Annotated in this window: 11 protein-coding genes; all 11 read left to right on the forward strand. The window is 73.5% G+C overall.

Going from position 1 to position 12,050, the window contains the following annotated elements:
- Positions 1-92 precede the first annotated feature (92 nt).
- The 11 genes from AB6L24_RS06770 to ybeY all read left to right on the forward strand — a co-directional run bounded on the left by AB6L24_RS06770 (position 93) and on the right by ybeY (position 12,050).
- Positions 93-1,166, forward strand: a complete 1,074-nt coding sequence (locus AB6L24_RS06770; protein ID WP_405653205.1) for a nitronate monooxygenase — start codon at positions 93-95, stop codon at positions 1,164-1,166.
- Positions 1,163-1,912: a 16S rRNA (uracil(1498)-N(3))-methyltransferase gene (locus AB6L24_RS06775; protein WP_405653208.1), complete on the forward strand. Its 750-nt coding sequence runs from the start codon at positions 1,163-1,165 to the stop codon at positions 1,910-1,912. Before AB6L24_RS06770 ends, AB6L24_RS06775 begins: the two co-directional genes overlap by 4 nt.
- 22 nt (positions 1,913-1,934) lie before the next feature.
- Positions 1,935-2,336 carry a VOC family protein gene (locus AB6L24_RS06780; RefSeq protein ID WP_405653211.1) on the forward strand — a complete coding sequence of 134 codons (402 nt, stop codon included), beginning with the start codon at positions 1,935-1,937 and terminating at the stop codon, positions 2,334-2,336.
- 207 nt (positions 2,337-2,543) lie between these two features.
- Positions 2,544-3,137, forward strand: coding sequence for a hypothetical protein (locus AB6L24_RS06785; protein ID WP_405653213.1), 594 nt, complete (start codon positions 2,544-2,546; stop codon positions 3,135-3,137).
- Between the two features lie 45 nt (positions 3,138-3,182).
- On the forward strand, positions 3,183-6,422 hold the full coding sequence (locus AB6L24_RS06790) for a S41 family peptidase (protein WP_405653216.1): 3,240 nt from the start codon (positions 3,183-3,185) through the stop codon (positions 6,420-6,422).
- Between the two features lie 219 nt (positions 6,423-6,641).
- Positions 6,642-6,995 (forward strand): histidine triad nucleotide-binding protein, encoded by a 354-nt coding sequence (locus tag AB6L24_RS06795; protein WP_405653219.1) that lies wholly within the window; start codon positions 6,642-6,644, stop codon positions 6,993-6,995.
- A gap of 71 nt (positions 6,996-7,066) precedes the next feature.
- Positions 7,067-7,975 (forward strand): ribonuclease Z, encoded by a 909-nt coding sequence (locus AB6L24_RS06800; protein WP_405653222.1) that lies wholly within the window; start codon positions 7,067-7,069, stop codon positions 7,973-7,975.
- 80 nt (positions 7,976-8,055) lie between these two features.
- Positions 8,056-9,057: an adenosine deaminase gene (locus tag AB6L24_RS06805; protein ID WP_405653225.1), complete on the forward strand. Its 1,002-nt coding sequence runs from the start codon at positions 8,056-8,058 to the stop codon at positions 9,055-9,057.
- 66 nt (positions 9,058-9,123) lie between these two features.
- The gene (locus AB6L24_RS06810) at positions 9,124-10,278 is read left to right on the forward strand and encodes a carbohydrate kinase family protein (protein WP_405653228.1); all 1,155 of its coding nucleotides are present in this window, start codon (positions 9,124-9,126) and stop codon (positions 10,276-10,278) included.
- A 145-nt stretch (positions 10,279-10,423) separates the two neighbouring features.
- Positions 10,424-11,539 (forward strand): PhoH family protein, encoded by a 1,116-nt coding sequence (locus tag AB6L24_RS06815; protein ID WP_405653230.1) that lies wholly within the window; start codon positions 10,424-10,426, stop codon positions 11,537-11,539.
- Positions 11,540-11,552: 13 nt separating this feature from the next.
- Positions 11,553-12,050: an rRNA maturation RNase YbeY gene (ybeY, locus tag AB6L24_RS06820; RefSeq protein ID WP_030357706.1), complete on the forward strand. Its 498-nt coding sequence runs from the start codon at positions 11,553-11,555 to the stop codon at positions 12,048-12,050.

Consider the following 12,050-nt stretch of genomic DNA (forward strand, 5'->3'; position numbering starts at 1 on the left):
GCCGCGGAGCGGCGGGGCAGGAAAGCCCCCACGGCGGGAAAGCCGAAGGACCCCGGACAAGGCGCCCCCGCCAGACGTGGCACGATGCCGGTATGTCCTCCGCGTTCACCGATCTCTGTCGCTATCCGATCGTGCAGGCCCCGATGGCGGGCGGTGGCTCGACCCCGCAGCTGGTGGCGGCTGTCGCCGAGGCCGGGGGGCTCGGCTGCCTGGCCGCCGGGTACAAAACCGCCGACGGGATGTACCAGGAGATCAAGCAGGTCAGGAGCCTGACGGCGCGGCCGTTCGGGGTGAACCTGTTCATGCCGCAGCCGGAGTACTCCGACCCCGCGGCCGTCGAGGTGTACCGCAATCAGCTCGCGGGCGAGGCCACCTGGTACGAGACGCAGCTCGGCGACACCGACGGCAAGCGCGACGACGGCTACGACGCGAAGCTCGCGATCCTGCTCGACGACCCGGTGCCGCTGGTGTCGTTCACGTTCGGCTGCCCGACCCGGGAGGTCGTCCAGGCCTTCGACCGCGTCGGCACCCGCACGGTCGTCACCGTCACCACGCCCGAGGAGGCCCGCGCGGCCCAGCGGGCGGCCGCCGACGCCGTCTGCGTCCAGGGCATCGAGGCGGGCGGCCACCAGGGCACGCACCGCGACAACCCGGAGGCGGACGGCTCCGGCATCGGCCTGCTCAGCCTGATCGCGCAGGTCAGGGAGACGGTGCAGCTGCCCGTGATCGCCGCGGGCGGCCTGATGCGCGGCGGCCAGATCGCCGCGGTCCTCGCCGCGGGCGCGGACTTCGCCCAGCTCGGCACGGCGTTCCTGGTGACGCCCGAGTCGGGCGCGCAGCCGCTGCACAAGCAGGCCATGACGAACCCGCTGTTCGGGCACACCGAGCTGACCCGCGCGTTCTCGGGCCGCCCCGCGCGCGGCCTGGTCAACCGCTTCATGCGCGAGCACGGCCCGTACGCCCCGGCCGCGTACCCGCAGGTGCACTATCTGACGGCCGGGCTCCGCAAGGCCGCGGCGAAGGCCGGTGACCCGCAGGCCATGGCGCTGTGGGCGGGCCAGGGCCACCGCCTGGCGCGGGCGCTGCCCGCGGCCGAGCTGATGGAGGTCCTGGTCGCCGAACTCGAAGAGGCGAAGGCCACGTTCGCCGCGCGGGGTGCGGTGTGACGGCGCCGGTCTTCGTCGTCGAGGACTTCCGGGGCGCGGCCCCGGGCGGCGCGTACGTCCTGGAAGGCCCCGAGGGGCGGCACGCGGTGTCCGTGAAGCGGCTGCACGCGGGCGAGGACGTCGTCCTCACCGACGGCGCCGGACGCTGGGCGCACGGCGTCGTCGCGGACACCGAGGGCAAGGACCGCCTGACGGTGTCCCTGGACGCCGACGGCGTACGCGAGGAGGCCGCGCAGACGCCCCGGATCACCGTCGTGCAGGCGCTGCCCAAGGGCGACCGGGGCGAGCTGGCCGTGGAGACCATGACGGAGACCGGCGTGGACGCCGTCGTGCCCTGGGCCGCGTCCCGCTGCATCACGCAGTGGAAGGGCGAGCGCGGCCAGAAGGCGCTCGGCAAGTGGCGGGCGACGGCACGCGAGGCGGGCAAGCAGTCGCGCCGCGTGCGCTTCCCCGAGGTCGCGGAGCTCGCCACGACCAAGCAGGTCACGGCGCTCCTCGCGGACGCGGACCTCGCCGCGGTCCTGCACGAGGAGGGCAGCGAACCGCTGGCCACCGCCGCCCTGCCCACGACCGGCCGCATCGTGCTCGTCGTCGGCCCCGAGGGCGGCGTCTCCCCGGACGAGCTGGCGGCGTTCGCGCAGGCGGGTGCCAAGCCCTACCGGCTCGGGCGTAGCGTGTTGCGCACGTCGACCGCGGGCACCGCGGCGACGGCCCTCCTCCTCGGCCGGACCGGACGCTGGTCCTGACCGCCGCCCGAAAGGCAGCCCCGTGGAACTCGCCCAGGTACGCCTGCTCGTCACCGACTTCCCCGCCTGCTACCGCTTCTACGCCGATGTGCTCGGCCTGAAGCCCCAGTCGGGCGCCACGAGCGGACCGTACGAGAAGTTCAGCCCCACGACGGGCTCCGCGGGCATCGCCCTGCAGGACCGGACGGTGATGGCCGAACTCCTCGGCGAGCTGGCCGAGTCGGCGACGGGGCACCGCTCCCTGGTGGTGCTGCGCGTCGACGACCTGGACGCGTACTGCGAGCGGATCACCGGGCGCGGCGCCGAGCTGACGCACGGGCCCGCGCCCATGACGGACCGGATGCGGGTGGCCCATCTCAAGGATCCCGAGGGGAACCTGGTGGAGCTCCAGGAGTGGCTGCTGCTGCGCACGGACCGCGCCTGAGCGGACCCGTAAGGGCCGGGAAGCCGCGGAGGCCGCCCCGAAGTAGCTTGTGGACAGGGGCGGTTACTGGACAGTTGGCCGCAAGCGGTCTACCGCCGTGCCGTCCGCGGTGGCACCCTGCCGCTCATGGGGGCATTGAGGCGAACACCGCGATCACCGTTACCGCGTTCCCGGTGGGCGCGGCGACCACGGCGCGTCCTCGTCGCCGTGACGGCCGCCGTGGCCGCCGGTGCGGGAGTCGCCGCGTGCGACCCCGTCGAGGGCAACATGAGCACGTCCGCCGTCGCGATCACCACCGACAAGATGGGCACGCGGGAGCTGGAGCGGCAGCACGCCGACGTGGACTGGCTGACCTGCACGGCCTCCTTCATCGGCAAGCCGAGGAAGGCGTCGGACTCCGACAAGCAGCGGGACGCCGAGGTGGACTGCCGGGGCCAGTCCGACGACGACAAGGTCATCACCATCAAGGGCCGGGTGACGGAGGTCCGCAACGGCGCCTGCGTACGCGGCCGTCTGACCGCGAAGGTCGGCCGCGAGGAGTGGTTCCGCGTCGACGCCCTGGGCAACTGCGACCACACGCCCGACGATGACGACAACGACGACAGCGGCAACGACGACAGCAACAACGGCAACGGGAACGGCAACAGTCACGACGGGAACGACGGGAACGACGGGAACAACGGCGACAACGGGAACGACGGGAACAACAACGACGACAACGCCGGGCACGAGAAGCCCGATCCCGGGCCCACCGCCACCGTCACCGTGACCGAACAGCCCGACGAGGAACCGGGCAAGTGATCCAAAACGCCCCCGCCCCGCGCGGCGCCTGCTTAGGCTGACGGTGTGACTCAGCCTGCCTACCTCCGGTTTCCGCACCTGCGCGGCGAGTTGATCGCCTTCACCGCAGAGGACGACGTCTGGCTCGCCCCCCTCGACGGCGGCCGCGCCTGGCGGGTCAGCGCCGACAACGTACCCGTGACCCAGCCACGGATCTCCCCGGACGGCACCACCGTCGCGTGGACGTCCACCCGCGACGGCGCCCCCGAGGTGCACGTCGCGCCCGTGGCCGGCGGCCCCACCCGGCGCCTGACGTACTGGGGCAGCGCGAAGACGTCCGTGCGCGGCTGGACCGCCGACGGGCGGGTCCTCGCCGTCAGCACGCACGGCGAGGCCTCGCTGCGCCGCACCCGGGCGCGCGCGGTGCCGCTCGACGGGGGGCCCGCCGAAACGTTGCCGTACGGCCTCGTCGGGGACGTCGCGCACGGCCCCGGGAGCCAAGTGCTGCTGCTGTCCGCGCCGATGGGGCGCGAGGCCGCCTGGTGGAAGCGGTACCGGGGCGGCACGGCGGGCAAGCTGTGGATCCGGCGGAGCGCCGACGAGGACGGGCCCGAGCCCCGCTTCGCCCGGCTGCACGCCGACCTCGACGGGAACATCGAGTACCCGCTGTGGGTCGGCGACCGCGTCGCCTTCCTCAGCGACCACGAAGGCGTCGGCGCCCTGTACTCGTCGCTGCCCGACGGCACCGACCTGCGCAGGCACACGCCCGTCGACAGTTTCTACGCCCGGCACGCCGCGACCGACGGCACCCGCGTCACGTACACCGCCGCCGGTGAACTCTGGCTCCTCGACGACCTCTCCGACCTCACGGACGCCGAACCGCGCCGCCTCGACGTCGTACTCGGCGGGCAGCGCACCGACCTCCAGCCGCATCCGGTGAGCGCCGCCCGCTGGTTCGGGGCCGCCGCGCCCGACCACACCGGGCGCGGCAGCGCGGTCGCCGTGCGCGGCGCCGTGCACTGGGTCACGCACCGCGAGGGGCCCGCCCGTGCGCTCGCCGCCGAACCGGGGGTGCGGGCACGCCTGCCGCGCACGTTCCGCGTCGACGGCGAGGAGCACGTCGTGTGGGTGACGGACGCCGAGGGCGACGACGCCCTGGAGTTCGCGCCCGCCACCGGCCTCACACCAGGGGCGACGCCGCGGCGGCTCGCCGCCGGACAGCTCGGCCGGGTCCTCGCGCTCGCCATGGCGCCCGACGGCAGCCGGGCGGCCGTCGCCGCGCACGACGGCCGGGTCCTTTTCGTGGAGCGCGAGAGCGGCGAGGTGCGCGAGGTGGACCGCGCCGAGCACGGCGAGGCCACCGGGCTCGTCTTCTCGCCCGACTCCGCGTGGCTCGCCTGGTCGCACCCCGGGCCGCGGCCGCTGCGCCAGCTCAAACTCGCCAACACCGCCGACCTGTCGGTGTCGGAGGCCACCCAGCTCAGGTTCCGGGACTACAGCCCGGCGTTCACCCTCGACGGCAAGCACCTCGCGTTCCTGTCCGCGCGGTCCTTCGACCCCGTCTACGACGACCACGTCTTCGACCTCGCGTTCGTCGGCGGCGCCCGGCCGCACCTGATCACCCTCGCGGCCACGACGCCCTCGCCGTTCGGACCGCAGCGGCACGGCCGGGCCTTCGACAGCCCGGACGCGCCGGGCGCCGAGACGCCCGACAGCGAGGGCACGCCCGCGACCCGCGTCGACCTCGACGGGCTCGCCGAGCGCGTCGTGCCGTTCCCCGTGGAGGCCGCCCGCTACTCCACGCTGCGCGCCGCCAAGGACGGCCTGCTGTGGCTGCGCCACCCCGTGCACGGCGTGCTCGGGGCGTCCCGCGCCACGCCGACCGACCCCGACCCCAGCTCCGAGCTTGAGCGCTACGACCTCGCCCAGCACCGCGTGGAGGAACTCGCCGGTGTCGCCGAGCACTTCGCGGTCACCGGCGACGGCAAGCGGGTGCTGCTGTGGGCCGACGGCAAGCTGAAGGTCGTGCCCAGCGACCGGCGGGCGTCCGGCGACGAGGACAGCGACACGAACATCACCGTCGACCTCGGCCGCGTACGCCAGTACATCGACCCGGCCGCGGAGTGGCGGCAGATGTACGACGAGGCGGGGCGCCTCATGCGGGACAACTTCTGGCGGCCCGACATGGGCGGCGTCGACTGGGACGGCGTCCTGGAGCGCTACCGCCCCGTCCTCGCCCGCGTCGCCACCCACGACGACCTCGTGGACCTGCTCTGGGAGGTGCAGGGCGAACTGGGCACCTCGCACGCCTACGTCACGCCGCGCGGCGGCTGGGGCGGCGGCGCCCGGCAGGGGCTGCTCGGCGTCGACCTGTCGCGGGGCGAGGACGGGGCGTGGCGGGTCGACCGCGTCCTTCCGTCCGAGACGTCCGACCCGCACGCGCGCTCGCCGCTGGCCGCGCCCGGCGTCGCGGTGCGCGCGGGCGACGCGATCCTCGCCGTCGGGGGGCGGCCCGTCGACCCGGTGACCGGGCCGGGGCCGCTGCTCGTCGGCACCGCGGGCAAGGCCGTCGAGCTGACCGTGTCGCCCGCGGGCGGCGGCGACCCCCGGCACGCCGTCGTCGTCCCCGTCGACGACGAGGAGCCGCTGCGCTACCACGCGTGGGTCGCCGACCGGCGGGCCTACGTCCACGAGCGCTCCGGCGGCCGGCTCGGCTATCTGCACGTGCCCGACATGCAGGCACCCGGCTGGGCGCAGATCCACCGGGACCTCAGGATCGAGGTTGCCCGCGAGGGCCTGGTCGTGGACGTGCGCGAGAACCGCGGCGGGCACACCTCGCAGCTCGTCGTGGAGAAGCTGGCGCGCCGCATCGTCGGCTGGGACCTGCCGCGCGGCTCGGGGCCGCTCAGCTACCCCGGGGACGCGCCGCGCGGGCCCGTCGTCGCCGTCGCCAACGAGTTCTCCGGCTCCGACGGCGACATCGTGAACGCCGCGATCAAGGCCCTCGGCATCGGTCCCGTCGTCGGTACGCGCACGTGGGGCGGCGTCGTCGGCATAGACAGCCGGTACCACCTCGTCGACGGCACGCTCGTGACGCAGCCCAAGTACGCCTTCTGGCTGGAGGGGTACGGGTGGGGCGTCGAGAACTACGGCGTCGACCCGGACGTCGAGGTCGTGGTCACGCCCGAGGACTACGCCGCCGGGCGGGACCCGCAGCTCGACGAGGCGGTACGCGTCGCGCTGGCGGCACTGGACGAGAGCCCGGCCAAGGCGCCGCCCGCCTTGCCCGGGGTGCCGTCGGCCTGACGGTCGCCCCTGCGGCCCAGGGGCCTCGTGCCCTTGGGCCGGCCCCGGCTGCACTCCCGGCCGGGCCCCCTGCCGGGGTTTCCCACCCGCCCACCCGTCTCGCCCGGACTTCCGGGCGCCCTGCGGCCACCCCCCCAACCCCCCTCACCCCGACCCCGTCTCCCCCCACCCCGATACCATGCGACCCAAGCGAACCCAGTGACCCGGGAGGGTGTCCCCATGGCGGGAGAACCGCAGGCCGACTGCCTGTTCTGCAAGATCGTCGCGGGTGAGGTGCCGGCGACCGTCGTACGGGAGACCGAGACGACCGTCGCCTTCCGCGACATCAACCCGCAGGCCCCCACGCACGTCCTGGTCATCCCCAAGGTGCACTACCCGGACGCCGCCTCGCTCGCCGCCGCCGAGCCGCGCATCGCCGGTGACGTGCTGCGCGAGGCCGGTGAGGTCGCCGCCGACGAGAAGTCCGAGAGCTACCGCATCGTCTTCAACACCGGCGCCGGCGCCGGGCAGACGGTCTTCCACGCGCACGCCCACGTCCTCGGCGGCCGCGGCCTGCAGTGGCCGCCCGGCTAGCCGACGCGAGCCCGGCCCTCCGCGCTCACCCCTGAACACGCGCCCACCCCGAACAGCTGGGACACCCTCCTTTGTCCGCACGTGAATTGGTGGTCCTCGGCACCGCGAGCCAGGTACCGACCCGCCAGCGCAATCACAACGGCTACGTCCTGCTCTGGGACGGCGAGGGCATCCTCTTCGACCCCGGCGAGGGCACGCAGCGCCAGATGCTGCGTGCCTCCGTCGCCGCGCACGACCTGAACCGCCTCTGCGTCACGCACTTCCACGGCGACCACAGCCTCGGCCTCGCGGGCGTCATCCAGCGCATCAACCTGGACCGCGTCCCGCACCCCGTGACCGCCCACTACCCGGCGTCCGGCCAGCACTTCTTCGACCGCCTTCGGTACTCGACCGCGTACCGCGAGACGGTCGCGCTCACCGAGGCGCCGGTCGCCGCCGACGGCGTCGTCGCGACCACCCCCTCGTACCGCCTGGAGACCGCGAAGCTCTCCCACCCCGTGGAGGCGTACGGCTACCGGATCGTCGAGCCCGACGGGCGCCGCATCCTGCCCGCGCTGCTCGCCGGACGCGGCATCAAGGGCCCCGACATCGGCGTGCTGCAGCGCGAGGGCAGTCTGCGCGGTGTGACGCTCGAAGAGGTCAGCGAGGTGCGCCGCGGCCAGCGGTTCGCCTTCGTGATGGACACCCGGCTGTGCGAGGGCGTGCACGCCCTCGCCGACGGCTGCGACATGCTCGTCATCGAGTCGACGTTCCTCGACGAGGACCACCGGCTCGCCTCCGACCACGGCCATCTGACCGCGGGTCAGGCCGCCGGGGTGGCCCGGGACGCCGGGGTCCGCCACCTCGTCCTCACCCACTTCAGTCAGCGCTACCCCGACCCCGCGCTCTTCGAACAGCAGGCGCGCGCCGCCGGGTTCGAAGGCGAGCTGACGGTCGCGCGGGACCTGATGCGGGTGCCGCTGCCCAAGCGCAGCCCCTGAGCCGCGACCCGCGCCCGCGGACCCCCCGAGCCACCTGAGCCACCTGAGTCACCCGAACCGCCCGAGAGAAAAGCACCGCCATGCCCCTCCCCAAGGCCGAACTGCACCTGCACATCGAGGGCACCCTCGAACCCGAACTCGCCTTCGCGCTCGCCGAACGCAACGGCGTCACGCTGCCGTACGCCGACACCGAAGAGCTCCGCAAGGCCTACCTCTTCGACGACCTCCAGTCCTTCCTCGACCTGTACTACGGCCTGATGGCCGTCCTGCGCACCGAGGCCGACTTCGAGGAACTCGCGGACGCCTACCTCGCGCGGGCGGCCAGGCAGGGCGTGCGGCACGCCGAGATCTTCTTCGACCCGCAGGCGCACACCGCGCGCGGCATCCCCTTCGCCACGGTCGTCGAGGGCCTCGGCCGCGCGCTCGACCGCAGCGAGGAGCGGCACGGCGTCACCACCCGCCTCATCATGTGCTTCCTGCGCGACCAGTCCGCCGATTCGGCCCTCGCGACCCTGGAGGAGGCCAAGCCCCATCTGCACCGCATCACCGGCGTGGGCCTGGACTCCGCCGAGGTCGGCCACCCGCCGAGCAAGTTCGCCGCCGTGTACGAGGCCGCGGGCGCGCTCGGCCTGCGCAAGGTCGCGCACGCGGGGGAGGAGGGCCCGGCCGCGTACGTGCGCGAGGCCCTGGACGTGCTCGGCGTGGAGCGCATCGACCACGGCCTTCGCTGCATGGAGGACCCGGACCTGGTGGAGCGCCTGGTGCGGGAGCGGGTGCCGCTGACGCTGTGCCCGCTGTCCAACGTGCGGCTGCGGGCCGTCGACATCCTGGAGGAGCACCCGCTGCCGCGCATGATGGCGGCCGGGCTGCTGTGCACCGTCAACTCCGACGACCCCGCCTACTTCGGCGGCTACGTGGACGACACCTTCCACGCCGTCCACGAGGCCCTGGGCATCGGCCAGGAGGGGCTGCGCGAGCTGGCCCGCAACTCCTTCGAGGCCGCCTTCCTCGACGGCGGCCCCGAGGAGGAGGCGCTGCGCGCGCGGTACCTCGCGGAGGTCGAGGCCCACACGTTCGACTGACGGCGACCCGGCCGTCCCGGCGGCGTGCGACGGCGCGTTGTCACAGGCCTGGGTTACGTTGCCCTCATGGCCGTACCACCCGCTGTACCACCTGGCGTCTCGCAGAAGACACCCGCCGCGGCTGCGGAGACCGTCGTCGATCCCCTCAAGTCGGCGCGCAGGGCGGGCGATCCGCCCTGCGACGTGTACCTGACGGGGACCGTGTTCCTCGACATCATCTTCACCGGTCTCGACTCCGCGCCCGTGCGCGGCACCGAGTCGTGGGCGCGCGGCATGGGGTCGAGCCCCGGCGGCGTCGCCAACATGGCGAGCGCCCTCGCCCGGCTCGGCCTGCGCACCTCCCTGGCCGCCGCCTTCGGCGACGACCACTACGGGGAGTACTGCTGGGACGCCCTGGAGCGCGGCGAGGGCATCGACCTGTCGTCGTCACGGACCGTGCCCGGCTGGCACTCGCCGGTGACGGTCTCGATGGCGTACGAGGGCGAGCGGACCATGGTCAGCCACGGCCACGAGCCGCCGCCCGACGCGGAGTCGCCGGACGGCGGCGCCCCGAAGTGCCCGCCGCGGGCGCGGGCCGCCGTCGCGTCCCTGGTGCCCGGGGTGCGGGCGCCCTGGATCGCCGCCGCGGCCCGGCGCGGCACCCGGATCTTCGCCGACGTCGGCTGGGACGACACCGGCGCCTGGGACCTGGCCGCGCTGCCCGACCTCGCGCACTGCGAGGCGTTCCTGCCGAACGCCCAGGAGGCCATGCGGTACACGGGCACCACCTGCCCCCGCGCCGCCGCGCACGCCCTCGCCGAGCACGTGCCGCTCGCCGTGGTCACCCTCGGCGCCGAGGGGGCGTACGCGGTCGACGGGCGCACCGGCGAGACCGCGTCCGTGCCCGCCATCGAGGTGGAGGCCCTCGACCCCACGGGGGCCGGCGACGTGTTCGTGGCGGGCTTCGTCACCGGCACGCTGGCCGGGTGGCCGCTCGCCGACCGGCTGGCCTTCGCCGGGCTCACGGCGGCGCTTTCGGTGCAGGAGTTCGGCGGGTCCCTGTCGGCGCCCGGGTGGGCCGAGGTGGCGGCGTGGTGGCGGCGCGTCGGCGAGTTCGACGAGCAGGACCCGGTGGCCCTGCGGCGGTACGCCTTCCTGGAGGACCTGCTGCCCGCGGGCGGCGGCCGGGCCTGGCCGCTGCGGCGCGCGGTCCCGACGATCGGCTTCGGCCGCTCCCTGTAGGCCGCCCGTGTCCCCGCCCGCCCGCGCCCGTCGTGGAAAACGCCTTAGGCCTTGTCAGCGGCGCGTCGTACGCTTGGCAGTGCAGACGTCGCCTCGCGGCGAGTCCCGTGACGAGGAGGGTTGTGCAGGCCTTGACGGCCGGCCCATGACGCAGACACCGACAGCTCAGACCCCTGCGCAGCCGCAGGACGCGGAACAGGACACGGCACGGAAGCGGGCGCCCGGAAAGGGCGTCGGCAAGGGCATCGGCAAGGCTCATTTCTCCGTCCCGGCCAAGCACCCGATGGTGATGGTCCTGGGTTCCGGGGACGCGCTGCTGCGAGTGATCGAGACGGCCTTCCCGGCGGCCGACATCCACGTCCGGGGCAACGAGATCAGCGCGGTCGGTGACGCCCACGAAGTCGCCCTCATCCAGCGCCTGTTCGACGAGATGATGCTGGTGCTCCGCACCGGACAGCCGATGACGGAGGACGCAGTGGAACGCTCGATCGCCATGCTGAGGGCGGACGACAGCGGCGAGGCGGACGGCGAGGAGACCCCGGCCGAGGTCCTCACGCAGAACATCCTCTCCTCCCGCGGCCGCACCATCCGCCCCAAGACGCTCAACCAGAAGCGGTACGTCGACGCGATCGACAAGCACACGATCGTGTTCGGCATCGGCCCCGCGGGCACCGGCAAGACCTATCTGGCCATGGCCAAGGCGGTCCAGGCCCTGCAGTCCAAGCAGGTCAGCAGGATCATCCTGACCCGCCCCGCGGTGGAGGCCGGCGAGCGCCTCGGCTTCCTGCCGGGCACGCTCTACGAGAAGATCGACCCGTATCTGCGCCCGCTGTACGACGCGCTGCACGACATGCTGGACCCGGACTCGATCCCGCGCCTCATGGCCGCGGGCACCATCGAGGTCGCCCCGCTGGCGTACATGCGCGGCCGGACGCTGAACGACGCGTTCATCATCCTGGACGAGGCGCAGAACACGAACCCCGAGCAGATGAAGATGTTCCTCACCCGCCTCGGCTTCGAATCGAAGATCGTGATCACGGGTGACGTGACCCAGATCGACCTGCCGAACGGCACGAAGTCCGGTCTGCGCCAGGTCCAGGACATCCTCGACGGGGTGGACGACGTGCACTTCTCACGGCTCACGTCCTCCGATGTCGTACGGCACAAGCTCGTCGGCCGTATCGTCGACGCGTACGAGAAGTACGACAGCGAGAACGGCACGGAGAGCGGCTCCCACAAGGGCCGGTCCAGAGGGAAGTAGAAGAACCAGCACCATGTCGATCGACGTCAACAACGAATCCGGAACCGAGGTCGACGAGCAGGCGATCCTCGACATCGCCCGCTACGCCCTCGCGCGGATGCGCATCCACCCGCTCTCCGAGCTCTCGGTGATCGTCGTGGACGCCGACGCCATGGAGCAGCTGCACATCCAGTGGATGGACCTGCCCGGGCCCACGGACGTCATGTCCTTCCCCATGGACGAGCTGCGCCCGCCCATGAAGGACGACGACGAGCCCCCGCAGGGCCTCCTCGGCGACATCGTGCTCTGCCCCGAGGTCGCCCTCAAGCAGGGCCAGGAGGCGCCGACGCAGCACTCCATGAACGAGGAGCTCCAGCTCCTGACCGTCCATGGGGTGCTGCACCTGCTCGGGTACGACCACGAGGAGCCCGACGAGAAGGCCGAGATGTTCGGCCTGCAGGCGGCCATCGTCGACGGCTGGCGTGCGGAGCAGGGCCTGACCGGCCCGTCCCCCGCACCCACCGTCTCCTGA

Origin of the sequence: Streptomyces sp. RK9, assembly GCF_045070545.1 — a bacterium.
Lineage (GTDB): Bacteria > Actinomycetota > Actinomycetes > Streptomycetales > Streptomycetaceae > Streptomyces > Streptomyces alboflavus.